The sequence below is a fragment of the Paenibacillus sp. FSL R7-0345 genome, assembly GCF_038595055.1.
Classification (GTDB): domain Bacteria; phylum Bacillota; class Bacilli; order Paenibacillales; family Paenibacillaceae; genus Paenibacillus_AQ.
On sequence record NZ_CP152002.1, the window covers coordinates 4,648,742 to 4,674,922 of the forward strand.

Below are 26,181 nucleotides of genomic sequence, written 5' to 3' on the forward strand. Positions count from 1 at the left end.
CTTATGGATGATAGCCGTGTCACACCACGTCACACTATTCCCGGCCAAACCGAAGCCCAGCTGTCTGTCTTGTTCCACCGCGCTCCCGGCTCGTTCCGCTACCAGCTCAATGTGCAACACTGCTCCTACAAAAGCTCTCCGGCTCGCATAATAAGCTTATCATCGATATACACATCCGGCTTCATAACTACAGCGTCGATATGTACGCCTGCTGCTACCGTTCCGCCGAAGGTGTTGTTGCTGCCAAACGCAACGTGAATCGTGCCGTAGACCTTCTCATCTTCGAGCACCACGCCGGTAATTCTGGCCTTGTTATTCGTTCCAATGCCGAATTCCCCGAGCAATCGGCCGTCGCCTGCACCAAGCATCTCCAGCAGCTTGTCCCCGCCTTCACCATCGGCTGCAGTCAGACGGCCCTGCTCTACGGTCAGCACCAGCGGACTGTTCAGTGCGCCGATGCCGGCGATTGAACCGTCTACAACAATCTGCCCGGCTGCAGTGCCTTCCAGCGGTGCAATATAAGCTTCACCGGACGGCAGATTGCCTGATTCGCCCGGATTCAAGTACAGCCCGGTGCTCAGCACCCCATCTCTGCCGTTAATCGAGAAGCTGAGGCTGAGCCCGTCCTTCTCGACCCGTACCTGCTGGCCTGCGGACAGCAGCGCGGCAACCTGCTCCGTCAGCTCCTTGACCTGTGCATAGTCGGCAGTAATCGCTCCATGGCTGAACATATCATCTGTCATCCCCGGCATGGTCGCCACCCGGGTTCCTGCTGCGGCCGCCTGTTTACGGGCCGCCGTATGTGTCATGGAATGTGTTGTTATGCATACCGCCACATCTGCCTTGGCCATCGCCTCGGCAACCGGAGCAGGCGGCTCTTCACCGGATTTGCTGCGCAGCTGCATGACCAGCAGCATGGATTCAGCCCCGAGCCGTTTGCCTGCTTCGTAGACGGATTCGGCAAGCTCACGCTTGTCATCATCGGCCACAACGGCAAGCAGCTCGCCGCTGCGCAGGCCCAGACAATCCTTAAGTACATTCATACTGATACCTATTCTTGCTTCACTCATGTTAACTTCCTCCTGATTACACCATTTCTGCTATCAGCTTGCCCATCAGGGCGTTTGACAGTACAGCGGGCACTCCTGCTGAAGCGGCCCACTGTCTATGCTGCTCCACATAGCCCATACAGTCAAGTACCAGGACATCAGCCTCGTCCCGGAGCCGCTCTGCAGCGGCGCGAAAATCGCTTTCCGTTCCGGTATAAGGCGAAGCCGCAGCAAAGGGAACCCTCGCGCCGGAAGCGGCGAATTTCTCATTCATGGCCTCCTCCTGCTCCGGCAGCGGACCGATCAGCCCCAGCCGGCGGCCGCCCAGCATAGCCTGCACAACAGGCGGAATAATCTGATCCGGCTCCAGCAGATGGGCACGATTCGTATGCAGCCCCGGAAAAACACCAGTGCAAAGCAGCAGAATCGTAGTGATTCCGTCTGCCTCCATCGTATCAATCTTCTCCTGCAGCACCGGCGCAATCCGCTCCCGTGAAATAACAGCCGCCGTACCGTCGGCCATCCGGGTAGTCAGCACATACTCTCCGGCCTGCGGACTAAACAGTTCATACACCTGCTCAGCAGTATAGCCGTCCAGTACCCCGGCCTGGACAAGCCCTGCCCGGCCTTCCAGACATTTCTCAAGAATGGGCGCGACATCCGAACGGGGAGTCTGGCCGATTGTAATCATGCCGATATTATTCATGCTATTCCCTCCTGACAATCCCTGTCTCTTTATCACCCTAGTTCCAAAATTCTCCTCCGCTGTTCTTCCCTCAGCTTAAAATCCGATATACAAATGGCGCTGAACAGCTTCAGCGCCACCGTCTCCTAAATATTAAAGGGACGCCACTGCCGGCCGGCCCAAGGTCTGCAGCACATTCATTGAACCATACAATTCTGTAATCCGCGCGAACTCTTCCTCGTTATAAAAGGAACATGTCCCCTGAGTCACTTCTTTGGCCGTTTCAATGGCAAAACGCACAGCCTGTGCGATATCTACTTCATGGCTTGCACCAGTTCCGCAGCCGGGAACCATGGACTGGGCCGTAATAGCGAGACCCACAACCGGAGCTGATGTTGCTACTGCCGGCTGGAGGATCGAGTTGATGTGGTACAGCCCGTTTCCGTAAGGTGTAATATCCTGAGTTGTCACCGGGAAAGTAACCGGATACTGGCCGGTCGTCATTTCTTTAATCCGCAGCAGATCCTCGCTTACCCGCAGAATGTAGCCTTCCTTAACTGTAGGCGAAATAGCGATACCTTTGTGGTTGACCACACGGTTGCCTTTGGTCGTGTCGATCGACAGGACGGCTTCCATCTCAGGCAGCACCTCATGCTCGTTCATCTGCAGAATATCTACAGGAGAATCCATGAAATCTACCGGCTCATGCGGCAGCGTCGGTGCATCCGGGCAAATATGGGTTGTAATCAGCACATCGCCTTTTAAAACATCCCCTTTGGACTGCATGTCCGCCAGCTTGAGCGCTGCTGCTACAGCTGCAACGGCCCCGTCTGCATCAGAGACAATTCCGATCCGGCTTGGCCGGGCGCCGATTCCGCCGAGACGGCCGACAATGCCAAAAGTAGGCGCGCTGCCCCCATTTAATTTCCCCTCGCTGCCCGGAATCGTGATTTTAACGAATTCTGTGCTGCCTTTTTCTCCCTCCACCTTTTGAACAAGGACCTCAATCCCCGGATATGCAGAAAATAACTGTCTGATCTGCTCCCCGTTCACATATGCACTGTCCATTGTGTTCATTACCGTAATCGTTTGCTGAAGTGCCATTCCAATTCCCTCCCGGATGTCGTTCTTAAGATTGTGATGTTAGCATTTATACTATCGCAAAGTCAGAAATGTCCACAATGTACCGCCCTGCCAAAACTGAAGCCGGTTTCTTGTGCTTTGCAGATAAACCTTACGTCCCGCGTATGCTCTCTTCCTTGCCGCAAATATTTTATAGAAGAAGTAGGCATACCCTTTTGAAAGCAGCCGTGATATGGTAGCTTAAGACGCACATAGACAAGAACTTTTACCGAAATGAATACAGATCAGGAGGTTTTTTTATGCTACAGCAACAGCTGGCGGCGGCATTGCAATCAGAGGCGGAGGCGGCGGGGTTCTCGGGTTCTTTTCTCGTAAAAAGCACCGGGGCAGCTGTGGTCTCCGGCACATACGGGTACGCTAACAAATCAGACCGGACCTTCAACCGTCCAGATACAAGGTTCGGAATTGCCTCCGGCTGCAAGCTGTTCACCGCCATTGCGGTCTGCCAGCTGATTGAGCAAGGCAGGCTTGCACTCGATAGCAACGTCATGGATATTCTGGAGCGGACTCATTTCCCCCGTTTCAGTGCCGAATTTACGGTGCATCAGCTGCTGACCCACAGCTCCGGAATTCCGGATTATTTTGATGAAGAAACGATGAACGATTTCACTGAGCTGTGGAGAACCCGGCCGATGTATCTGCTCAGACGGCTTGAGGATTTTTTGCCGATGTTCCATGAACTTCCAATGGCTTCAGAACCGGGCGCCAGATTCCATTACAACAATGCCGGATACATTCTGCTTGGACTGCTCGTTGAGAAGCTCAGCGGGCTTACCTTTACGGACTATGTGGAGCAGCATATTTTTGCCGCATGCCAAATGGAGGCTTCGGGATACTTCGAACTGGACGCGCTGCCCGGTAACACGGCTCAAGGATACATTGTAAAAGACGACGGCACATGGACCACCAACGTCTATTCCATCCCGGTTAAAGGGGGCGCCGACGGCGGCGCATTCACAACGGCTCCTGATATGCTGCTGCTGTGGGAGGGACTGCTTCAGCACAAGCTGCTTGGCCCGGAAATGACCGCCCGGCTGTTAACGCCGCATATTCATGTAGATAAGGACGACCACTATGGCTATGGGGTGTGGATTACGAAGCGGGACGGCGAAGTGTATAAATATCATGTGATGGGCTATGATCCCGGCGTATCCTTCCACTCTGCTTATTATCCGGCCGGCAAAGCGATAGCTACCGTCCTCTGCAATGAGAGCCGGGGAGCTTACCGGATGCTGAAGACTATAGAGAAGTGTCTGGACAGATAAGAAAGCTGAGGCGACAACACTTTGAAAAATAAAATAATAATGGCCATCATGATCCTGTCACTTGTCACTTCGCTAATGACCTTTACGCAATCTTACTTACATTCAGCCAATGCCGGCCAGCAGATCCGAAGCGACATATTTGATCTGTCCGAGCGGCAAATGAAGGATGCTATCGCTATTGGACAGGTTGATCTGCAGACGATTACGGAATTTCGCTCAGAACAGAGCCTTCCAGTACTCGAAAATACCATGCCAGGCCGGCAGCCGGCAATCAGCGTCAACACCCCCTATTACTACATCGCGATGATGTCTTACAATGCTTTTAGCCAGGGCCGGCAGTACACACTTAATGATGCAAAAAAGATCAACGAACAATTTTCCGGTCTTGGGCAGCTGGGTTTCGGCGTAAAAGCATCCGGGGATAACGCAAATTTTACTGACCATATCACCATTACGCTGAAGCAAGGTTCAACGATACTGCTGCCTGACAGCATAACCGGAAAAGGCGGACTGGCTGAGGCGGACGGAGCCGGCAGCTCCAGCTACTCTACAATGCTGATTCCCTATTTCGATAACAGCAGAATCGACTTCAGCCAGCCCGCCGAGCTGATCTACCTGGATGAAGAACAGAGACAGTCCGTAATCTATCAGGTGGATTTTGCCAAAATAAAATAAAAAGGCCGCCGGGTATCCCCCGGCAGCCCAGACGTACGGAACAGCTGCTGTCCCGTACGTTTTTATTTAATTGCGGATCTAGTACCGTGTAACGCCGTCCTTCGTCACCAGCGCGAACACCAGCGGCTGCGGCGGAACCGGCTCACCTGAGATGCGGTAAGCCTCCAGCACCTTCGCCTCCGCTTCCCGTACCTTGCTCTCGCTGGCATCGTTCACATGCAGCACGGCAAGCGTATCGCCTGCGGCAACAGTATCGCCGACCTTCAGGGACAGCTGGATGCCGACAGCCAGATCGATCTGCGATTCCTTGGTCTCGCGGCCTGCACCGAGCAGCATCGCGGCAACGCCGATCTCCTCAGCTTGGATGCTCTCCACGTAGCCTGCGGAAGCAGCCTTCACTTCGAGGAAGCGGCTGGCCGACGGCAGCGTATCCGGCGCCTCAACCTGCGTTACATCCCCGCCCTGCGCAGATACCATCTGCTTGAACTTCTCCAGGGCACTGCCGTCCTCGATGTGCGACAGCAGGATCGAGCGCGCTTCCGCCTCATCCTTCGCCTTGCCGCCCAGCACCAGCATCTGGCTGCCCAGAATGAGGCAGACCTCCTGCAGATCCTTCGGACCCTGGCCCTTCAGCGTCTCGATGCCTTCCTTGATCTCCAGCGCGTTGCCGATGCCGAAGCCCAGCGGCTGATCCATATCGCTGATTACAGCCACGGTGTTACGGCCGAGATGTGTGCCGATATCAACCATCGCCTGCGCCAGAGCAATCGAATCGTCCAGTGTCTTCATGAAGGCGCCGCTGCCGGTTTTGACGTCCAGCACGATGGCGTCGGCGCCGGCGGCGATTTTTTTGCTCATGACGGAGCTGGCAATCAGCGGAATGGATTCCACTGTTGCGGTCACGTCACGCAGCGCATACAGCTTCTTGTCGGCAGGCGTAATGTTGCCGGACTGGCCGATAACGGCCGCGCCGATCTCCCCGACCTGGGCGAAGAACTGCTCACGGCCCATCTCCACCGAGAAGCCGGCGATGGACTCCAGCTTGTCCAGTGTACCGCCGGTATGGCCCAGCCCGCGGCCGGACATTTTGGCGACCGGTACTCCGGCAGAAGCCACCAGCGGTGCAAGCACCACAGTCGTTTTGTCGCCGACACCGCCGGTGGAATGCTTGTCCACCTTGATGCCGGCAATCGGGCTAAGATCCACCTGGTCTCCGGACATTGCCATCTCCAGCGTCAGATCGCCGGTTTCCCGCGCGTTCATTCCCCGGAAGTACACAGCCATAGCCCAGGCGGAAATCTGGTAATCCGGAATCTCGCCTTTGCTGTAACCCTGGATCAGGAAAGCAATTTCTTCACGGCTCAGTTCGCCGCCGTCTCTTTTTTTCTGAATCAGATCAACTGCACGCATTAGTTTTGCACCTCACGGATAATGGCTCCTCTAACGAGCCCGATAATTTAGTTTTCAGCTAAACAGAACACGACGGTAACGGCTCAGCCTACATCTTAGGGATAAAGGCCAGCACCAGCTTCAAAAAGCGCTCACGTACACGCTCTGCCGTCTCCATAACCTCAGCATGGTTCAGCGGCTGGTCCAGGATACCGGCAGCCATGTTGGTGATACAGGAGATGCCCAGCACCTCAAGACCAGCGTGACGGGCTACAATGGTCTCCGAAACGGTAGACATCCCTACAGCATCCGCACCCAGAACGCGCAGCATCACAATCTCGGCCGGGGTTTCATAGTTCGGTCCGAGCAGACCGGCATAGACGCCTTCCTTGAACTCAAAATTCTGGGCCGCCGCTGCTTCCTTAGCCACTGCAATCAGACGGGGACTGTAAGCAGCCGACATGTCCGGGAAACGTACGCCGAGTGCGTTATCGTTCGGTCCGATCAGCGGATTGCGGCCGGTCAGGTTGAGATGATCGGTAATCAGCATCAGATCACCCGGGGTATAGTCCTTGTTCACACCGCCGGCGGCATTGGTTACGAGCAGGCTGGTTACCCCAAGCTCCTTCATGACCCGTACCGGGAATGCCGTTGTCTCCGGGCCGTAGCCTTCATACATGTGGAAGCGGCCTTTCATCATGACTACACGGCGTCCTTCAATCAGACCAATCAGCAGCTCGCCCTCATGGCCTTCAACGGTCGATACCGGGAAATGCGGAATTTCATTATAAGGAATGACTACTTCATCTGTGATGAGATCTGCCAGCACACCCAGTCCGGAACCCAGAATCAGGCCGATTTCCGGAGCTACGGTACATTGGTCTTTAATATAGGCTACTGCCTCTTGAATGTGATTTTGAGTTACTGCCATGGTTTGTTGCCTCCTTGAGGATATAAGGTTCGTTATTTAAGTTCTGCCAAAAAGCTTGTCCCGTACTGCGGCGCCTTTGCCCCGAAATTGTCGGCAATCGTAGCGGCTACGTCAGAGAAGGTCTGGCGGATGCCCAGATTTCCGGGGGTCTTGAATCTCGGGCTGTACACCAGCAGCGGCACATATTCGCGTGTATGATCCGTTCCGCTGTGGATCGGGTCATTACCGTGGTCAGCGGAAATAATCAGCAGATCGTCTTCGCCAAGCGTGGAGAGCAGCTCAGGAACCGCCTCATCAAACACTTCCAGCGCATGTCCGTACCCTTCCGGATCACGGCGGTGCCCGTACAGGGAATCAAAGTCTACCAGGTTGGTAAACAGGAAGCCGTCAAACGGCTTGCGCAGCTCATCAATGGTGATCTGGATGCCGTGCTCATTGCTCTTGGTAGGATACGAGGCAGTAACCCCTTCCCCGGTGAAAATATCGTTGATTTTACCGACAGCAATGACATCCTTGCCGATATCCTGCAGCGCGTTCATCACAGTCGGCTCCGGCGGCTTCACGGCATAATCATGACGGTTCGGCGTACGCTTGAAATCTCCCGGCTGGCCGACATACGGGCGGGCAATGACGCGTCCTACCGAAAATTCGGGAGCCATGGTCAGCTCGCGGGCGATTTTGCAGGCGCTGTACAGTTCTTCAAGCGGGATAATATCCTCATGGGCAGCAAGCTGGAATACACTGTCCGCAGACGTGTACACAATCCAGGCACCGGTCTTCATCTGTTCTTCGCCGTATTCCACCAGAATCTCCGTACCGGAAGCCGGCTTGTTTCCGATGACTTTGCGGCCGGTCGCCGCTTCGAATTTCTCAATCAGCTCTGCCGGGAAGCCGTCCGGATACACGTTAAAAGGAACCTCAATCTTCAGCCCCATCAGCTCCCAGTGTCCGGTCATCGTATCCTTGCCTACGGATACCTCCTGCATTTTACCGTAATATCCGGCTGGTTCAGCTACGGGCTCAAGCGGCGGCAGGGCAGCAATGTTGGCCAGGCCCAATTTTTGCAGGTTCGGCAGCTTCAGGCCGGGTACCCGCTCCAGAATGTGTCCCAGCGTATGGGAACCTTTATCTCCAAAACTTTCGGCATCCGGCGCTTCACCGATGCCTACACTATCAAGCACAATAAATCCGATCCGTTTAAATGAGGACATTACATCATTCACTCCTTCGCAGTATGCATAATCTGAAGTCTTAATAAAAGCAGGAAGAAACGGCTCTACCTTCTTCCGCAGGGCTAATCCCCCGGGGAAACCAGCGGTCTTACAACCCGCTTGTCAGGTACCCGTTTTTTTCGCCGAAAGAACCATCCGGAGACTCTCGTGTCCGGCCATTCTTTCAGTATGATTCCATCATAACTATCTTACTCATAAAAAGCATCTTTTTAACACGTTAATGCACCAGGCAATACAGTAAGCTCCGGCCATCATCCGCGGGCCTTTCCTTGTCAGGCCCGCGGATGATGGCTCTCATAGACTTCCTTCATATTTTTGCGGGCAATGCCGCTGTACACCTGGGTAGTGGAGATATCGGCATGGCCGAGCATCTGCTGGACCGACCGCAGATCTGCTCCGCCTTCCAGCAGATGCGCGGCAAACGAATGCCGGAGGGTGTGAGGCGTAATATCCTGGCCAATCCGGGCTTCCCGCGCATATTTTTTTATGATTTTCCAAAAGCCCTGCCGGGTCAATCGCCCGCCGAGACTGTTCAGGAATAGCGCCGGCTCCTCTTTGCCGCTGCGCAGCAGCTTGTCCCGCCATTCGTCCGTATAACCCGCTACACTGTCTGCGGCAAGCGTTCCAATCGGAATAATCCGCTCCTTGCCTGAAGCTGCGCTGCAGCGGACAAACTTCAGCCCGGTCTGCACATCTCCGACATCCAGCGAGATCAGCTCGGAGACCCGGATACCGGTAGCATACAGCAGCTCCAGCATGGCCTTATCCCGCATTCCCTGCGGCCCCGTTATATCAGGAGCAGCCAGCAGCCGTTCCACTTCCTCAATGCTGAGGATTATCGGCGGCTTATGGCTGGGCTTTATTTTGTCCATTTCCAGCGTCGGGTCCTGGCTGATCTGCCTGGTCTTCAGCAAATAATGAAAAAAGGCACGCAGCGATACCGTGCTCCGGTTAACAGTAGCCGCTGCCCTTCCGGCTCCGCGGAGTGCGGCAAGATACTGGAGAAGATGCGATCTTCTTATTTCATCCGGTGAAGGGATTCCCCGCTCGGCTGCAAAATCCAGAAACTGCGAAATATCCCGCCCGTAGGATTCAAGCGTGCTTGAGGACAAGCCTTTATCTTCGGTTAGATAGTGCATAAAAGACTGCAAGTGCGACTTCATTCATTCACGCTCCCGTCTGCTCAGGCTGCTCATCGCGGCTATGCAGCATTTAGGCATATGATTTTCAAATATCATCTACAAGGCTACATTCGACAGACTTCTTGTTTTTCCCTGCTTTTGTCCCGGGTCTTATTCCCCATACCAGTAATATAGCCGCAGACGTTCGCCTGCATTAAGCCCGTCACTGTCAGATGGAGCATCCTGAAACGCCCGGACGGCTGAACCTTCCGGAATGTCATAATGATCAACCGGACTGATCCAGCCGCCGATCCAGTTCAGCGCATAATAGAGCAGACAGCTAAAAGCAACCAGCAGGGTCATAAAATACAGCCGGCGCACCGTTTTCGGTATAGAGACTATCATTAGGATACCTCCCGTAGGTTTGGTCAAGGTCAATCGACTCGTCCTACACTTTATGCGCCGGCCTTCAGGGTTATGTATTTCCGGATTGAAAAAGCCCCCTCCGGCTGATACCGGAGAGAGCTTGTGCGGTAATTCCTCATCTATAAGCTTTATTCGGGAGCGCTGCCGTCCGCTGGATTTTTGTCCTTGCAACGGTGGCAAATCCCGTGAAAATCAAGTCTATGATCAAGCACCGTAAAATTAAATTCGTTCTCAAGCCGCTCTTCCAGCGGTCCCAGCCAGTCCTCACGAATCTCGTCCATGGAGCCGCACTGCACACAGATCAGATGATGATGATGATGCTTGGCCGTATCCGTCCGCAGATCATAGCGGGCAACGCCGTCGCCGAAGTTAATCTTCTCCACGACGTGAAGCTCGCTGAGCAATTCCAGGGTACGATATACGGTGGCAAGACCGATCTCGGGAGCCTTTTCTTTTACAAGCATAAACACATCTTCCGCGCTTAAATGATCCTCTTCGTTCTCCAGCAGCACTCTTAAGGTTGCTTCCCGTTGGGGCGTAAGCTTATATCCTTGGGATTGTAGCTGTTGTTTAATCTTGTCTATCCGGGCTTCCACCTATCTCCCTCCCCCTTGGAAAATTACCGCACCGGGCACAAAACCACTTCTATATTATAGGGTGTGTTCCTTTGAGAAGTCAAACGCTTTTAGAATCATTTTAAATTAGGAGTATTCGCATAAAAAAGGACCCCGCCAGCGTCCGGCAGGGCCAAAGTCTATAATAAGGGGGTCATGGGATTACTATAAACCCCGAAGCTTAAAATTGGATGAATGAGAGATAAAGGTTTGCTGAAAAGGAACAGGAAAAAGCTTGAATCCCGCAGGTTCCTGCAAGATAATGGAAGTGTGTATCCGCACAATCGGAGCAGTCACTAACATTATTGAAATGATAGGCCTGGGAAGCATCCTTTTGTTGACTAAAAGTTGCAGCACTACACTGACGGCATTCTTTAATTTTGCTCACCGTATACCTTTATCTAGCCTATGAGATCCTTGCACACTCTTCCAGCCACCTCTTCCATGCCAGCGGCCAGCCTGAGCGCAATGCTGCTTGTGAACTTGTATGTTTAGTTGCACTTTGTACACTTAAAACCCTTATTTTCCCCTCACAACGCCGGTTTAGTTGTACTTTGTGCAGTTATATGAGCTATTTAAGGCCTGTTTGGGTCAATATTGGCAGATTTAGTTGTACAAACTGCAGTTAAACACCTGCAATAGCAAAATGAGGGCGTTTTAGTTGCACAAACTGCAGCTATTCCACCAAAGGGCTGCTGGAGGATGGGCATACAGCAGCTCCAGCGGACCGGTAGGACTGGCTAAGCAGTCTAAGAAAGGTTACACAGGCGCTGTAAAATTAACGTCCATTATAAAAATTAAACCAGCTTGTCCGGACATTACCCGGCAGGCTGGTTTGTTTATAGCTGCATATGTGATGCCCTCGATTACAGTGAAACCAGCATCGGCGTAACCCAGCGCATCATAGCCGGCGTCACCCAGGCTTCAAACCCGGAAACACCGAGAACGAGCACGGCCATCCCAAGTGACAGCAGCGTATACATGGCAAACGGCCGGGTCACCGGAGTGCGTCTTCCGCCAAGCACACGGCTGCGGATCATCAGCAGAGAGAAGGCGATCGCAGCAGCACTGCTGACCAGCAGCACCGGAATCAGCACCAGATTATGCGGGGCGACGGAGACAAGCGCGAACAGCATTCCATGCCAGGAATATTCGCTGACCATGCAGCCGACGGTAAAGCCGATCAGCACGCCTTTGAGAAAATCAAGAATGAGAATCCCCGGCAGCCCGATCACCGACAAGCCCAGAATCCAGATCAGCCCCACCCATTTCAGGTTCAGCGCGGCTATGCTCCAGTAGGAATCCGGGGCTGCCGGCAGCCCCTGCTGATCCACGGTCACAAAGAAATTACCGAGATAATCCCCCAGCTCCTGCTGCTGATCGAGCGTCAGGCTGCTGACAATCAGCGCCCCGAACACAACCCCGACCAGAAATAATACCGCTACAAAAATATAAAGAGGCGTCTGTTCCTTGATCATCAGCCGCAAACTGCGCATAGGGACGTTCTCCTTTCAGGTCACATGTTACACCTTATGAGAAAACGTCCCGTTCTATGACTTGTCCTGCGGACAAGTCAGGACTAGCTTTGCGATTTGTCCACTTTGCCGTAGGTTCCGCCCCCGCCTGAAGTCAGCGCAAGCCGGCCGCTGCGGGCCAGAACGATTTTCGCCGCCAGCTCAGGCCCTGCCACTCCGGCCAGCTCAGCTTCATCCGCCCGGTGCAGGATATTCATCTCGGTCCCGAAAGCAGCCAGCAGCGCGTTCATCTTGGCCTTGCCCAGTCCCGGGATGAACTCCAGCGGGACCTGGTAATGGTATGGCGGGCGGTGGGCGGGAACAAGCGGCTGCTCCCGGTCCGCGATGTGCAGGATGCGGTCAAATACGCCCTGTACAAGCTTCGTGCTTCCACAGTAAGGACAACGCTCCGAGGTAGCTGCCGCTTCATCAATAATACTGCCGCAGCTGGAGCAATAACTGCGGTGATATTTGCCGAGCCGCGGATTAAGGCCGAAATTGGCACTCACGCTCCGCCCTTCCTGACGGGCAAGCGCCAGCCGGAATTCGTTAAACGACGGGGCGGCCAGTTCAAGCACATTGTATTCGCGGCCGATTTTACCGAGAGAGTGTGCATCGGAATTGGTCAGAAAGGAATAGCGGTCCAGCTCAGAGATATATCCGGCCATCTCCGAGTCCGCGCTTAGGCCAAGCTCCACGGCGGCAATCTGCTCCAGATCAAACAGCTCCGCCATCCGTTCTGCTGAACAGCCGTACAGTCCTTTATGCGGCGTAAAAATATGAGCCGGAATCAGCAACCCGCCCCGGCCGTAAATCTCCTCCTGCAGCACTCTTGAGGAGGCATACAGCCGCTGCGAGCTGAGGTTGACGTTGCGCATATGCCGGCTCATCCACGCGCTGAAGTCTTCCATTGCCGGAAGATCCGGCATGAAGGCCAGCACATGGCATTCTTTGCGGCCCGGTTCGCGGATTTCAATTTCCGTACCGAGCAGAATCGTCGTTCCCCGGTAAGTAACGCCCCCGCCCTCTGCTTCAGCCATCTCACCGGACATCAGCAGATCGCGGATATCCTGCATGACACCTGGCGAATGGCTGTCAATGATGCCGATCAGCTCGATGCCTTTGAGTTCAGCAGCTTCTTTAGCGATATTGGCGAAGGTGAGGTCGCGGCTTCCGCTGATTTTGACAGCTGCTCCTGCAGAAGTCCTGCCGATGTGGACATGCAAATCGCAGTAAAAGCTGTGCAGCTTGGGTTCTAGTGCCATTGGCCGGTTAAGGTGTACAGGTGCCAGGCATAGACGGCCATCATCGTTTTGGCATCAGCAATCCGTCCGTCTGCAATGTACTGGTATGCTTCTTCAAGCGTCAGCTCGGATACCTCAAGAAACTCATCCTCATCCAGTGCCATTTCCCCCGGCTGGGCATTTTCCGTCACATACAGGTGAATGATCTCATCCGCAAAGCCCGGCGAGGTATAAAAAGACTTCAGCAGCTTCAGCTCTCCGCTATGAAAGCCTGTCTCCTCCTGCAGCTCACGGCCTGCGGCTTCCAGCGGATCTTCGCCTTTATCCAGCTTGCCGGCCGGAATTTCCACCTCTGTACGGTGCATCGGCTGACGGTACTGCTCCACCACCAGCATTTTATTGTTATTCAGCGCAAGTACGGCCACGGCTCCGGGATGCTTTACAACTTCACGTGTAGCACTGTTGCCGTCCGGCAGCTTCACCGTGTCTACCTGCAGGCTGATGATTTTACCTTCAAAAACCGGCTGTGTTGACAACGTTTCTTCATCCAATGCGGGATTGCTGAATTTTTCATTCTTTTTCATAGATTCATGGTCTCCTTTGGCTGAGTTCTGCATAGGGTGTATTATAGCAAACTTAAGGGGAAAGAAGGAATGCAAGCATGAACAACATCCTTATCCGTACCAGCAGATCAGCCGTTACAGTCGCAGGCAAGCCTGAGCAGGTTAAAGCCGTTATTGCAGGATGGATCGAACGGTACGGGCGCGATATGCCCTTGTCCTATGTCCTTCTGCTGCAGGCAGAAGCACGGAAGAATCCGTCAAAAGCCGGCTGACAGCCGCCCTCCTTCACCCGCCGTAATAATAAGGAGCTGCTCCAGGATTTTCACGGAAACAGCTCCTTTTTTCATTTAGCGCACCCGCCGGCAGCGGACAGGCTTTATGGTTTTACACTTTCCTTAACAATGGCTACCACAAGCTCAGCCGCTTTGACGAGGTCATCGGCTTTGATCCGCTCCTTGGTGGTATGAATATGCTCATAGCCGATCGCCAGGTTCACCGTAGGTACCTTTAGGCCGTTAAACACATTGGCGTCACTACCGCCGCCGGACGGGAACAGACGGGTTGTCAGGCCCAGTGAAGTGATGGCACGATCCGCCAGCTTCACTACCGTATCATTCTCATTAAAGCTGAATGCCGGATAAATAATCTCACTGCGGAACTCGCATTCCGCACCGTATTCGCGGACGGTCGTTTCGAGTGCTTCGCGCATCGAAGCAATCTGGAGCTCCACCTTCTCCTGCACAATGCTGCGTGCTTCCGCATCCAGCTGCACATGGTCACAGACCACATTGGTCGGGCCGCCGCCGGCAAATTTGCCGATATTCGCGGTCGTTTCGCTGTCGATCCGGCCCAGCTTCATCGCGGAAATCGCCTTGCTGGCAACCTGAATCGCACTGATCCCGTCTTCTGGGTTAACGCCGGCATGGGCCGATTTACCCTTAATCTGCATTGTAATTCTAGCCTGTGTCGGTGCAGCTACTGCAATGGAGCCGACCTCACCGTTGGAATCCAGAGCAAAGCCCATATCAGCATCCAGATGGCTCGCATCCATTGCCCGTGCGCCAAGCAGCCCGGATTCTTCACCTGCGGTGATGACGAATTGAATCTGACCGTGCGGAAGGTTCTGCTCCTGAATGACACGGATCGCTTCGAACAGAGCCGCAAGGCCTGCCTTATCATCTGAGCCGAGAATCGTTGTGCCGTCGCTGGTAATCCAGCCGTCTTCGCCGAGCGAAGGCTTAATGTTTTTGCCTGGGACAACAGTATCCATATGGCAGGTGAACAGCAGCTTAGGTGCAGCAGCACCGCTCTCTGCCGCCCAGGTCACGAACAGATTACCCGCTCCGTGTCCGGTACGCTCCATGGAATCGTCCTCGATGGCAGTCAGGCCAAGGGCGCTGAATTTTTCTTTTAACACATCGGCAATCTGCCGCTCATTTCCGGTTTCGCTGTCCACCTGGACAAGCTCCATGAACTCTTGAATCAATCGGTCTCGTACTATCACTGGACTTCCCTCTCTTTCTCAGATACGTTACAATGGTGGTAATGCTCTTAACTTACACTAATCCTAAAGGAGTCACACATGAATCGTCAAAAATGGTTCCGCATTGTCATTTATATCATGCTGATCGCAATGGTCGCCTCAACCCTGCTGATGGTAGTTGAGCCTTTCCTGGCCGGTTAAGGACAGGCCTTACAAGCTTAATAACAGCGTCCGGCATTGCCGGGCGCTGTTTGCTGTGTCACGGCAGATGTGCTGCCGCTGATTAATATATCTTCGTATCCGGCGTGTAGCTTTCCAGATTATCTTTTACGCGCTGCAGGAACCGGCCGCAGATGACCCCGTCCAGAATCCGGTGATCCAGCGACAGGCAGATGTTCGCCATCGAGCGGACAGCAATCATGTCGTTGATGACGACCGGCTTTTTGACAATGGATTCAAACGTCAGAATCGCCGCCTGCGGGTAGTTGATAATCGGATAGGACAGGATGGAGCCGAAGGAACCGGTGTTATTGACTGTAAAAGTACCGCCCTGCATATCATCCAGGCGCAGCTTGCCTTCACGGGTCTTTTGGGCCAGCTCGTCGATCTCACGGGCGAGGCCGGCGATGTTCTTCTGATCGGCTTTTTTGATAACCGGCGTCATAACGGAATCCTCGGTGCCGACGGCCAGCGCGATGTTGATGTCGCGTTTGACAATGATTTTGTCCACGGCCCAGACGGAGTTCATAATCGGGTAATCTTTAATCGCACTGACGACTGCCTTCATCATAAAGGCCAGATAGGTCAGATTGATGCCTTCCTTGCGCTTGAACTCATCCTTGACCTTGTTGCGCAGAATGACCAGATTGGTCACGTCTACTTCGATCATCGTCCAGGCATGGGGAATTTCCGAAACGCTCTGGCGCATTCTTGTCGCAATCGTGTTGCGGATCGGCGTAACGTCGATCAGGTACTCGGAGCTGCTGCCAAGCCCGCCCTCGACCTCAATGGTCGGAATGCGCGGGGATTCACTCAGGTGAAGCCCCGAATTGCGCACCGGCTCCAGCTGCTCCTGCGCCTCCGCCTGAATCACCTGCAGCGCAGGCTGCTGCTGCGCTTCAGGCACCGGCCGGCCGGCTTGCCCCGCGCCGGCTGCGCCCGGATGTGCAGGTACCTGCTGGACGGCGGCCGCGCCGCCGTTCTCCAGGAACGCCAGCACATCCTTGCGCGTAATGCGCCCGCCGAGCCCGGTGCCCGGCACGGCGCTTAGGTCAATGCGGTGCTCCGCTGCCAGCGTCTGCACCGCGGGTGAGTAGCGGGAGCGCATAGGCGCGTCCGCTGCTGAGAGAGACAGCGCTGCCGGCCGGACCGGCGCGGCTGGCGTGCCAGACGCAGGCGCGGCGGCTGCCGCCTGCGGGGCAGTGCCCGCTGCCGGTGCGGAGCTCCCGGCAGGCGCAGCTACAGCGATGCGGGCGATGACTTCGCCCACGCTGATGACCTGGCCTTCCTCGGCCAGCAGCTCAACCAGCGTGCCTTCCACAGTGGAAGGCAGCTCGGCATTGACTTTATCCGTAATCAGATCGCAGATCGGCTCATATTCCTCCACACGGTCGCCCGGCTGCTTCAGCCACTTGCCGATCGTAGCGGACACCAGCGATTCCGCCAGCTGCGGCATCACCACATCCGTCAGCTTTGTATTGTCAGACATATTGTCACTCCTTAAAGTTTTGTAAGCATAGGCTTCCTGTACTGACTTCGTACAAAACTCGCTTCGCAAGCATACGCTTAAAGTTTTGTAAGCATAGGCTCCTTAAAATTGTCCGGCACTGGGCCGGGAAGCATGTGCCTAAGAGATTTGATAAGTAATGGATTCCCTGTATGACCAGGGTTCCGCCAAAAACATAAGTATAACCGGCACAGTAACGTACCTAGTTGGATTTTCACCACTTAAATCATTCTTAAACGTCCGCAAAACCAAATTAGTTGGAAAAACGTCACTTAAAAGCTCACATATCATCGCTAAAACCCCATATGGGCGAAATTAGATAGCGTTTTTCCAACTAAATCTTCAAAGTAGCTTACTTTAGACAAAATAAGTAGCAAAAATCCACCTAATGTGGGGACTTGAACGTTCGAGCAGGTGCGGCGAATTCCCGCGGGATGGCGTTTAGGCAACTGATGACGCATTCCCACGGAATACCGGTTAGGCAACTGCTTACGCTCTCCCGCAGGTTGCCGTTTGGACAGCCGGAGACGCCTTCCCACGGACACGGAATGGCATTTGCCCTGACGCATGGCATGCTACCTTCATTTCACCCATACCAGCCTTAACCTGAGCTCATTGCCCCTAGTACTCCGCCTTCACCTTATCCTTGCTCAGCAGCATAGTCCCACCCTAGTACTGCGCCAGCCGCAGCATTTCAGCCTTCACTTTGTCCTTGCTCAGCATGAAGAACTTCTCCATCGGCGGGCTAATTGGCATCGCCGGTACATCAGGGCCGCACAGCCGGAAGATCGGCGCATCCAGCTCGAACAGGCAGTGCTCGGCGATGATCGCCGCCACTTCGCCGCCGATGCCGCCGGTCTTGTTGTCCTCGTGGACGATCAGCACCTTGCCCGTCTGCCGGGCAGCGGAGATAATCGCGTCACGGTCAAGCGGCTGCAGCGTGCGCAGATCCAGGATATGCGCGGAAATGCCTTGCTCGCGCTCCAGCTCTTCCGCTGCCTGCATCGCAAAATGCAGCGGCAGACTGTAACCGATCACCGTAATATCGCTGCCCTCACGCAGGAGGTTCGCTTCACCGATCGGGACGATATAATCGCCCTCAGGCACGTCTTCCTTGATCAGCTTGTAGCATTTCTTGTTCTCGAAGAACAGCACCGGATCAGGGTCACGTACTGCTGCCTTCAGCAGGCCTTTGGCATCAGCTGCCGAATACGGCGCTACAATTTTCAGCCCCGGCGTACCGAAAAAGATCGATTCCGGACACTGGGAGTGATACAGTCCGCCGAAGATCCCGCCGCCGATCGGCGCACGGATAACTATCGGACAGCTCCAGTCGTTGTTGGAGCGGTAACGGATTTTGGCCGCCTCGCTGATAATCTGGTTGGTTGCCGGCAGCATGAAATCAGAATACTGCATTTCGGCAATCGGCTTCATGCCGTACATCGCCGCACCAATAGCTACACCGGCAATTGCCGATTCGGCCAGTGGTGTATCCATAACACGTTCTTCCCCGAACTGGTCCTGCAGCCCTTTGGTGGTGGTGAACACGCCGCCCTTAACGCCGACATCCTCGCCGAGCACAAAGACCGACTCATCGCGTTCCATTTCTTCCTTCATCGCCAGCCGGATCGCATCGATATATTCCATCATCGCCATGTTTATGCTCCTCCTTTGAGGCCGGATTCGTCGTACACATGCAGCAGCGTATCTTCCGGTTTCGGGAACGGCGCATTTTCGGCATATGCAATAGCCTCTTTCAATTCCAGATTGTATTCGGCAACGAGATCCGACTCTTGTTCGTCGCTCCACAGCCCCTGCTCGGTGAGATAAGTCCGGAAGGAGGCAATGCCGTCCTTTTTCCAGTTCTCATCCACTTCCTCCTTCGTCCGGTAAGCCAGATCATTGTCGGAGGTGGAGTGCGGCGACAGGCGGTACATCATCGCTTCAATCAGTGTCGGCCCTTCGCCGGCCAGTGCGCGCTCGCGCGCTTCCTTCACTACACGGTAGACCTCAAGCGGATCATTGCCGTCCACACGTACACCCGGGAAGCCGTAGCCCAGTGCGCGGTCACTGACCTTGCCGCCAAGCTGCTTGTGAACCGGAACAGAGATCGCATACTGGTTATTTTGGCAAAAAATAATGACCGGCAGCTTGTTCACACCCGCGAAATTGCAGGCCTCATGAAAATCCCCCTGGTTGCTGGAGCCCTCGCCAAAAGTCACGAACGAAACAAACTTTTTCTTCTGCATCTTTGCAGCCAGTGCAAAGCCGACCGCATGCGGAACCTGGGTAGTTACAGGACTTGAGCCCGTTACAATACGCAGACGCTTACTGCCGAAATGGCCCGGCATCTGCCGGCCGCCACTGTTAGGGTCCTCCGCCTTGGCGAATACGGACAGCATCAGCTCACGCGTAGTCATCCCTACCGACAGCACAAAGGCATAATCCCGGTAGTAAGGTAAAAAATAATCATTTTGCCGGTCCAGTGCAAACGCCGCAGCAACCTGAGCCGCTTCCTGGCCGATCCCTGATACGTGGAAGTTGATCTTTCCTGCCCGCTGCAGCAGCAGGCTGCGCTCATCGTATTTCCGTCCCAGCTGCATATATCTGTACATGTCAATGACCTGGCCGTCTGTCAGTCCAAGCTGTTTATGTCGGCTAATCGTGTTTGCAGTAGTACCTTGAGATTCCATACAGAGGTACCTCCTAAAAATTTTGTGGGTAATGGCATGCACGCACGCTGCCATCTCGCCGCCTTTAACCTGATCTTATAACCAGGTACTAAGACTAGACTAAATACATTATAATCCCTTTCCCTGCAAAAAGAAAAGAGAGGAAAAGCCGGAAAAGAGCTGTTTTGCGCATGTCTCGCGGCGCTTGCTCTCTCCGGCATTCCATTTATTCCCCAATGCTTATATTAGAAACCGATTGCTCTGCCATCCACGGCCAGCATCGCCTCTCCGATTACCTCAGACAGGGTCGGATGAGCATGGATCGCTTCACCGATCTCCCAAGGTGTCGCATCCAGCAGCTGTGCCAGCGCCGCTTCACCAATCAGGTCGGTCACATGCGGGCCGATCATCTGCACACCGAGAATATCACCGCTGCTGCGGTCAGCCACAACCTTAACGAACCCGTCCTTCATCCCGTGCACAATCGCCTTACCGATGGCCGAGAACGGGAATTTCCCGGTCACAACATCATGACCCAGCCCCTGCGCTTCCTTCTCGGTATAACCCACACTGGCCACCTCCGGCCGTGTATACACACAACGCGGCACAAGATGGGCATGATACGGATGAAGCTGCTCCCCTGCAAGGTGATTGACGGCGCGAATGCCTTCATGGGAAGCGGCATGGGCCAGCTGCAGCCCGCCGATCACATCACCGATCGCATAAATATGCGGCTCGCCGGTCTGCATGTTGGCATTGACCTCGATCACGCCTTTGTCGAAGCGGATATCGGTATTTTCCAGTCCAATGTTCTCGATATTGGCTACTCTGCCAACCGAAACAAGCAGCTTCCCGGCTGACAACGTCTGGCTCTGCTCCCCTTTGCGGGCCTCAATGCTGATCCCGTCCTCTGAAATAGTGCTGGTCTCCGGATCAACCGTTGTGCCGGTCAGAACCTTGACTCCGCGTTTCTTAAGCAATCTGGTCAGCTCACGGGCAATCTCGGCATCCTCCTGCGGCAGCAGCTGGTCTGCGGCTTCCACCACTGTAACCTGAACGCCAAAATCAGCCAGCATCGACGCCCACTCCACTCCGATCACACCGCCGCCTACAATAATCATAGAAGCAGGCAGCTGCTCCAGTGTCAGCGCTTCTTCGCTGCTGAGGATAACTTTGCCGTCGGGCTTGAGGCCCGGCAGCACGCGCGGGCGGGAGCCTGTGGCCACGATGAGATTAGTAGAGACTACTGTCTCCATCTCTCCATCCTCCAGCTCAACGGCAACCGCACCGCTGCGCGGTGAGAAAATCGACGGACCGATAATACGCCCCTTGCCCTTGACCACCTGAATTTTATTTTTGCGCATCAGATACTGTACGCCCTGGTGCAGCTGCTCCACGACCGCATCTTTTCGTGCCTGAACCTTCGGGAACACCAGCTTGACGCCTGATGTTTCAATGCCGTAGCTTTCGCTCTCCTGTATTTCAGCGTATACCTCTGCACTGCGCAGCAGCGACTTGCTTGGAATACAGCCGCGGTGCAGGCAGGTTCCGCCCAGCTTGTCCATTTCGATGACGACGACAGACTTGCCGAGCTGGGCAGCGCGGATCGCCGCCACATATCCTCCGGTTCCTCCGCCCAGAATAGCCACGTCACAGGAAATTGTCATATATGTATCCTCCAGTCAATACTCAAAAGTTCTGCATAACTTCCTACATTGTACTCTCTTTTGGACTCAATTCAAAACTTATAAACGTCATATAGGCATGGACTTTTACCATTTGAAGCGTTATCATATTGATGAATTCAATAGGCTGCGGGGAGAGTGTTGCCTGTATGAAACTGATTATTTCACGCTTCATTGCCATTATCATTCTGGTCATTCCGGGACTTCTGGCGATGAAGGGCTTCCTGATGATGAAGGACGATTTGTTCAATTATCTCTCCATGCACGGCGATGATAATGTAACTCCGGTGTTTGCCTGGCTGCATTTTGGCGGCGGGCTGCTGCTGTTTGCGGCGGGCATGAGCTTTCTTGGCGGCTGGATTTTGACGCGTGACCGCAAGAAGAACTACGTCGGTCCCCGGTTTAGGGAGAGGCAGAAAGCTGAGCAGCCGGCGGCTAAGAACACTTTATAAGATTGTTATTTACTACCCCATACACAATAAGAGCATTTTTACCCTTCATTCCACCAACTCAGCTCATTCTTCCGAAATCAAGGGCGTTTTTGCCCTTCATTCCACCAACTCAGCTCATTCTTCCGAAATCAAGGGCATTTTTGCCCTTCATTCCGCTAACTTGCCTTATTCCGCCGAAATCAAAGGCATTTTTACCTTTCATTCCGCCAACTTGCCCCATTCCGCCAACTTCAAAGGCATTTTTTCCCTTCAATCCGTCGACGTGTCCCATTCCGCCAGCCCCCCCCACCATTCCTGCTCCTCACCCAGCCTATATCCCGCAACTAGCAGCGGTAGATGCCCCACATCAACGCATATCAAAAAAGCAGCAAGCCCGCTTCACCGGCACAATAGATTCCGGGAAACGTGAATTGCTGCTTTTCATGTTTCTATAATCCTAAGCACCGCCCGGCGCTGCCTTGCGCGCTCCGTGCACCAGGTCGCTGTACAGCCCGCCCTGACGCATCAGTTCGTCATGCGGGCCCTGCTGAAGCAAGCGGCCGTCCTGCAGTACCAGGATGCGGTCAGCGGCACGGATCGTACCGAGCCGGTGGGCGATGACAAAGCTCGTCCTGCCTTTCATCAGTGTCTGCAGGCCTTCCTGGATTTTGATCTCAGTGACCGTATCAATGCTGCTGGTTGCCTCATCCAGTACCAGCATCGCCGGATCGGCCAGAATGGCCCGCGCGATCGCCAGCAGCTGCTTCTGCCCCTGGCTGATGCCGCTGCCGTCCACAGACAGCATCCGGTCGTAGCCTCCGCGCATCCGCATGATGAAGGAGTGGGCGTTGGCCAGCTTCGCAGCCTCCTCTACCTCAGCGTCGGTAGCATCCAGCCTGCCGTAACGGATATTATCGCGGATCGTCCCCTTGAACAGGAAGGTATCCTGCAGCACAAAAGCCATCTGGCTGCGCAGACTTTCCCTTCGTATAGAAGACAGCTCCCTGCCATCCAGCGTGATGCTGCCCTTGCTTGGATCATAGAACCGGGAGAGCAGACCGATCAGCGTTGTTTTCCCGGCGCCTGTCGGTCCGACCAGGGCGATCATTTCGCCCGGCTTCGCTTCAAAGCTGATGCCATGCAGAATATCCTTTCCTTCATCATAGGAGAAGGATACCTCCTTAAAGCTGACTGCCCCTTCCACCTGGCTAAGCGATACGGCTGCCCCCTCATCCTTAGCCTCCGTCTCTTCATCCATTACCTCAAACACCCGCTCTGCCCCGGCAATCGCCGACAGCAGCGTATTCCACTGGTTCGCCAGATCATTCAGCGGTCTGGTGAACTGGCGGGTATACTCCACAAAAGCGATGATAATCCCGACAGTCACAATATCACGGACAGCCAGGAAGCCGCCGATACCCGCGACAATGGCAAAGCTCAGGTTGTTCAGACCGTTCATCAGCTTGGGAATGAAGCCAGAAATCGCCTGAGCCCAATACCCTGACAGCATGATTCGTGTATTGCGCTCACGGAAGCCGGAAATCACCCTCTCCTCCTGTGAAAAAGCCTTGATTACCCGCTGGCCCGACAGTGTCTCCTCAATGTAACCGTTCATCTCGCCCACATTGCGCTGCCGTTCCTTGAACAGGGGTCCTGTACGGCGGGTAATCCAGCGCATGCCGAGGAACATCAGCGGCACGACAATAAAAGTCAGCAGCGTAAGCAGCGGGCTGAGCCACAGCATGACCCCCACTGTTCCTACCAATGTCAGTACACTGGAAAAAATCTGAATAGCCGAGCTGTTAAGCGTCGAGCTGATATTCTCAATATCATTGGTCAGCCGGCTCATAATTTCACCCTGCTGCCTGCGGTTAAAGAACGAAATCGGCAGCCTGTGCAGATAAGCGAACAGGTCGGTGCGCATCCGGTATACCGTCTCCTGGGCGATTTCAATCATCCAAATATTTTGGAGCCAGGTCGCCAGTGAAGTGAACAGGTATACCAAAGCAAGCGTGATCAGGAAAACCACCCAGCTCCGGCCCCCGTCACCTTCCAGATAGTCATCTACCGCCAGGCTGATCAGATAAGGCCCCAGCAGCGCCAGACCGGTACTGACCAGAACAAGGAGCAGTACAAGCGTAAGCTTCGCCTTACGTTTAGCCAGATAGCTCCAGATCCGTCCCAGAGTGGCTGACCAGTTCTTGGGCTTGGCCTTCGGCCTCCGCCCTCCGCCTGCTGCGTCAGCCGGCCCCAGTTCAAGCCTGGGATGGCGGAAAGGCTCAAGTAATGCTTTGAACATGCTGTGCTCCCTCCCCTGTCTGGGATTCGTATATTTTGCGGTATAGAGGCGAGTCCGCCAGCAGCTCCCGGTGGGTTCCCTTGGCAATTAAACGCCCTTCATCCAGCAGCAGAATCAGGTCAGCCGAAACCGTCGAGCTGATCTTCTGGGTAATCAGCACAGTGGTGCAGGACATTGATGTAAGCTCCTGCAGCAGCAGCCCCTCTGTTACAGCGTCCAGCGCACTCGTACTGTCGTCAAGAATCAGGATCGCCGGCTTGCGTACGAGAGCCCGGGCAATGGTCAGCCGTTGCTTCTGTCCGCCGGACAGGTTAACCCCGCGCTGGCCGAGCATTGTATCATAGCCCTGCGGCAGCCCTTTAATCGTTTCCCGGATCTGTGCCGCTGCAGCCGCCCGCTCAATCTCTTCCATCGAGGCATGCTCGTTGCCCCAGGCAATATTGTCCCGCACAGAACCGCTGAACAGCAGCACCTCCTGCGGTACATAACCAATCGACCGGCGCAGCCTGGAAATATCCATGTCGGCACTGTCTATACCGTCAATCCGGATGATACCGCTGCTCTGTTCATACAGCCGGGGAATCAGTCCCACCAGCGAGGACTTGCCAGAACCCGTCGCTCCCATAATGGCTACCCGTTTGCCGGGCTGAACTGTGAATGAGATCTTTTCAAGCGCAGCAATGTCGCTTTCCGGATAACTGAAGCTGACTTCGGCGAACTCAATTTTTCCCTGGAGGGCCTTTCCGCTGTTGCTGTTTTCCTCTGCGTCTGCAGATTCCAGCTCCCCTTGTCCGTCTGGTGAGGCCATAACCTCCGATATCCGCTGCTCTGAGGCAACGGCCCGGGAGAAGGTGGCCATAATCCAGGACAGGGCTGACATCGCCCCGATCGTCCGCAAAGCGTAGTTAATAACCGCGACAGTCTGTCCCAGCGTAGCGTCCCCGGCGGCAATATCAATCCGGCCGAACCACAGCACTGCGACAATTGCCGCGTTAACAATCAGCATAATGAGCGGTCCCATCGTTTCGGTCAGCCGCAGAGCGGTGATGGTGGATTTCATCAAGCCGCCGCTGACCGAGGCAAAACGGCCGATCTCATGGCTCATCCGCACAAACACCCGGATCAGCCGGATGCCTGTAAGATTTTCTTGAATGACACCGTTTACACCATCGAGCCTGCCCTGCACAATCTTGAACAGGGCCGAAGACCGGCGCATCACCCAGGCCAGGAACAAAATCAGCACCGGCAGCGTCACTGCCAGCAGCAGACCCAGCTTCACATCCACCACCATCGCCATCACGACACTGCCCAGCACAACCAGCGGAACGCGGGTCATAAAGCGCAATGCCATAAAAATCGTATCCTGCAGCTGGGTTACATCCCCGGTCAGCCGCGTAATCAGCGATGAAGTCGGAAACCGGCTGAACACCTCATACGTGAAGGACTGTACCTTTTCGTACAGCTTTTCCCTCAGATCAAAAGCAAAGCTCTGACTGGTATGGGAGGCAAAAAAGGAGCTCAGTATCCCTGCAGCAAACGCTATAATCGCGCTCAGGGTCAGCACACCGCCCCACAGCCAGACTACTGACAAGTCTTTTTCTACAATTCCGTGATCGATAATCTTGGAAATCAGAAGGGGCTGCGACAGCTCCACTGCCAGCTCAATCCCCATCATGGCCAGGGCGGCAATCGCGGCTACCCTGTATTTTTTGAGATAGGAGAATATTAAGTTCATCTGCTGTACCTCGCCTGTTTATTCGTAAAGAGCATCCCGTAATCGTGTTGACATTGCCGATCCCTGCCCGTTCTTCAGAATGACCCGGCGCAGCGCCTTGTTGCTGCGGTTCAGCTCCGCCAGCTCCTCCAGCATGTCCGCCAGCAATCCCTGCACCTCCTCTGATAAACCGCCGTCTTCGCGGACAGCGGCTACCCGTTCCTTATACTGCTCCATTTTCTCCGACACTTGACATAACTTCCTTCCTCATAAAAGGTTCTCCCGCTGAAAACACACGTGCAATCATTATAGCATAACCT

At 54.5% G+C, this 26,181-nt stretch carries 26 protein-coding genes; 5 read left to right on the forward strand and 21 right to left on the reverse strand.

Translation table 11 applies throughout. From position 1 onward, the window contains the following. Window positions 1–125: 125 nt before the first annotated feature. The 3 genes from NST84_RS20105 to NST84_RS20115 form a co-directional block, all read right to left on the reverse strand. Complete coding sequence (locus tag NST84_RS20105) at window positions 126–1,070, reverse strand: aminopeptidase (protein ID WP_342561929.1); 945 nt, start codon at window positions 1,068–1,070, stop codon at window positions 126–128. Window positions 1,071–1,086: 16 nt separating this feature from the next. Continuing rightward, window positions 1,087–1,755, reverse strand: a complete 669-nt coding sequence (locus NST84_RS20110; protein ID WP_342561930.1) for an AroM family protein — start codon at window positions 1,753–1,755, stop codon at window positions 1,087–1,089. 132 nt (window positions 1,756–1,887) lie between these two features. Beyond that, a complete protein-coding gene (locus tag NST84_RS20115; protein WP_342561931.1) occupies window positions 1,888–2,838 on the reverse strand; it encodes a DUF1177 domain-containing protein in 951 nt (316 codons plus the stop codon). Window positions 2,839–3,116: 278 nt separating this feature from the next. Here NST84_RS20115 and NST84_RS20120 point away from each other — a divergent pair, with 278 nt between their 5' ends. Together NST84_RS20120 and NST84_RS20125 are read left to right on the forward strand one after the other, a co-directional pair. Beyond that, entirely contained in the window at window positions 3,117–4,142 is a 1,026-nt protein-coding gene (locus NST84_RS20120; RefSeq protein ID WP_342561932.1) for a serine hydrolase, read from the forward strand. A 39-nt stretch (window positions 4,143–4,181) separates the two neighbouring features. Then, entirely contained in the window at window positions 4,182–4,817 is a 636-nt protein-coding gene (locus NST84_RS20125) for a hypothetical protein (protein WP_342561933.1), read from the forward strand. A gap of 78 nt (window positions 4,818–4,895) precedes the next feature. Here the strand turns inward: NST84_RS20125 and NST84_RS20130 are convergent, their stop codons facing one another. The 9 genes from NST84_RS20130 to NST84_RS20170 all read right to left on the reverse strand — a co-directional run bounded on the left by NST84_RS20130 (window position 4,896) and on the right by NST84_RS20170 (window position 13,872). Further along, window positions 4,896–6,227, reverse strand: a complete 1,332-nt coding sequence (locus tag NST84_RS20130) for a pyrimidine-nucleoside phosphorylase (protein WP_342561934.1) — start codon at window positions 6,225–6,227, stop codon at window positions 4,896–4,898. An 88-nt stretch (window positions 6,228–6,315) separates the two neighbouring features. After that, the gene (locus tag NST84_RS20135; RefSeq protein ID WP_039875153.1) at window positions 6,316–7,137 is read right to left on the reverse strand and encodes a purine-nucleoside phosphorylase; all 822 of its coding nucleotides are present in this window, start codon (window positions 7,135–7,137) and stop codon (window positions 6,316–6,318) included. A gap of 32 nt (window positions 7,138–7,169) precedes the next feature. Continuing rightward, complete coding sequence (deoB, locus tag NST84_RS20140; protein ID WP_342561935.1) at window positions 7,170–8,348, reverse strand: phosphopentomutase; 1,179 nt, start codon at window positions 8,346–8,348, stop codon at window positions 7,170–7,172. Window positions 8,349–8,641: 293 nt separating this feature from the next. Next, window positions 8,642–9,532: a site-specific tyrosine recombinase XerD gene (xerD, locus tag NST84_RS20145; protein WP_342561936.1), complete on the reverse strand. Its 891-nt coding sequence runs from the start codon at window positions 9,530–9,532 to the stop codon at window positions 8,642–8,644. 129 nt (window positions 9,533–9,661) lie between these two features. After that, entirely contained in the window at window positions 9,662–9,895 is a 234-nt protein-coding gene (locus NST84_RS20150) for a DUF4227 family protein (protein WP_342561937.1), read from the reverse strand. 149 nt (window positions 9,896–10,044) lie between these two features. After that, the gene (locus NST84_RS20155) at window positions 10,045–10,512 is read right to left on the reverse strand and encodes a Fur family transcriptional regulator (protein WP_342561938.1); all 468 of its coding nucleotides are present in this window, start codon (window positions 10,510–10,512) and stop codon (window positions 10,045–10,047) included. Between the two features lie 884 nt (window positions 10,513–11,396). Then, complete coding sequence (gene spoIIM / locus NST84_RS20160) at window positions 11,397–12,026, reverse strand: stage II sporulation protein M (protein ID WP_342561939.1); 630 nt, start codon at window positions 12,024–12,026, stop codon at window positions 11,397–11,399. Between the two features lie 83 nt (window positions 12,027–12,109). After that, a complete protein-coding gene (locus NST84_RS20165) occupies window positions 12,110–13,309 on the reverse strand; it encodes an endonuclease Q family protein (RefSeq protein WP_342561940.1) in 1,200 nt (399 codons plus the stop codon). Then, a complete protein-coding gene (locus NST84_RS20170; protein ID WP_342561941.1) occupies window positions 13,300–13,872 on the reverse strand; it encodes an NUDIX hydrolase in 573 nt (190 codons plus the stop codon). The genes NST84_RS20165 and NST84_RS20170 overlap by 10 nt, the downstream gene beginning before the upstream one ends. Before the next feature lie 77 nt (window positions 13,873–13,949). Between NST84_RS20170 and NST84_RS20175 the strand changes: the two genes are divergently transcribed. Then, complete coding sequence (locus NST84_RS20175) at window positions 13,950–14,123, forward strand: hypothetical protein (protein WP_342561942.1); 174 nt, start codon at window positions 13,950–13,952, stop codon at window positions 14,121–14,123. Window positions 14,124–14,227: 104 nt separating this feature from the next. On the opposite strand, the gene NST84_RS20180 is transcribed toward NST84_RS20175, so the two are convergent. Beyond that, window positions 14,228–15,355, reverse strand: coding sequence for a M20/M25/M40 family metallo-hydrolase (locus NST84_RS20180; RefSeq protein ID WP_342561943.1), 1,128 nt, complete (start codon window positions 15,353–15,355; stop codon window positions 14,228–14,230). A 78-nt stretch (window positions 15,356–15,433) separates the two neighbouring features. Here NST84_RS20180 and prli42 point away from each other — a divergent pair, with 78 nt between their 5' ends. Next, window positions 15,434–15,535 (forward strand): stressosome-associated protein Prli42, encoded by a 102-nt coding sequence (gene prli42, locus NST84_RS20185; protein ID WP_090719403.1) that lies wholly within the window; start codon window positions 15,434–15,436, stop codon window positions 15,533–15,535. 82 nt (window positions 15,536–15,617) lie between these two features. On the opposite strand, the gene NST84_RS20190 is transcribed toward prli42, so the two are convergent. From NST84_RS20190 to lpdA, 4 genes are all read right to left on the reverse strand, one after another. Continuing rightward, the gene (locus tag NST84_RS20190; RefSeq protein WP_342561944.1) at window positions 15,618–17,042 is read right to left on the reverse strand and encodes a dihydrolipoamide acetyltransferase family protein; all 1,425 of its coding nucleotides are present in this window, start codon (window positions 17,040–17,042) and stop codon (window positions 15,618–15,620) included. A gap of 687 nt (window positions 17,043–17,729) precedes the next feature. After that, window positions 17,730–18,716 (reverse strand): alpha-ketoacid dehydrogenase subunit beta, encoded by a 987-nt coding sequence (locus NST84_RS20195; RefSeq protein ID WP_342561945.1) that lies wholly within the window; start codon window positions 18,714–18,716, stop codon window positions 17,730–17,732. Between the two features lie 2 nt (window positions 18,717–18,718). After that, window positions 18,719–19,753: a thiamine pyrophosphate-dependent dehydrogenase E1 component subunit alpha gene (locus NST84_RS20200; RefSeq protein ID WP_342561946.1), complete on the reverse strand. Its 1,035-nt coding sequence runs from the start codon at window positions 19,751–19,753 to the stop codon at window positions 18,719–18,721. Window positions 19,754–19,977: 224 nt separating this feature from the next. Then, window positions 19,978–21,399: a dihydrolipoyl dehydrogenase gene (gene lpdA, locus NST84_RS20205; protein ID WP_342561947.1), complete on the reverse strand. Its 1,422-nt coding sequence runs from the start codon at window positions 21,397–21,399 to the stop codon at window positions 19,978–19,980. Between the two features lie 167 nt (window positions 21,400–21,566). On the opposite strand from lpdA, the gene NST84_RS20210 reads away from it, so the two are divergent. Beyond that, complete coding sequence (locus NST84_RS20210) at window positions 21,567–21,869, forward strand: DUF2627 domain-containing protein (RefSeq protein WP_342561948.1); 303 nt, start codon at window positions 21,567–21,569, stop codon at window positions 21,867–21,869. Window positions 21,870–21,978: 109 nt separating this feature from the next. Here NST84_RS20210 and NST84_RS20215 read toward each other — a convergent pair whose 3' ends face one another. The 4 genes from NST84_RS20215 to NST84_RS20230 all read right to left on the reverse strand — a co-directional run bounded on the left by NST84_RS20215 (window position 21,979) and on the right by NST84_RS20230 (window position 26,110). Beyond that, window positions 21,979–22,140 (reverse strand): hypothetical protein, encoded by a 162-nt coding sequence (locus NST84_RS20215; RefSeq protein ID WP_342561949.1) that lies wholly within the window; start codon window positions 22,138–22,140, stop codon window positions 21,979–21,981. A 165-nt stretch (window positions 22,141–22,305) separates the two neighbouring features. Beyond that, a complete protein-coding gene (locus tag NST84_RS20220; protein WP_342561950.1) occupies window positions 22,306–24,147 on the reverse strand; it encodes an ABC transporter ATP-binding protein in 1,842 nt (613 codons plus the stop codon). Next, the gene (locus NST84_RS20225; protein ID WP_342561951.1) at window positions 24,128–25,882 is read right to left on the reverse strand and encodes an ABC transporter ATP-binding protein; all 1,755 of its coding nucleotides are present in this window, start codon (window positions 25,880–25,882) and stop codon (window positions 24,128–24,130) included. The genes NST84_RS20220 and NST84_RS20225 overlap by 20 nt, the downstream gene beginning before the upstream one ends. Before the next feature lie 18 nt (window positions 25,883–25,900). Further along, window positions 25,901–26,110, reverse strand: a complete 210-nt coding sequence (locus tag NST84_RS20230) for a hypothetical protein (RefSeq protein ID WP_342561952.1) — start codon at window positions 26,108–26,110, stop codon at window positions 25,901–25,903. Window positions 26,111–26,181 lie beyond the last annotated feature (71 nt).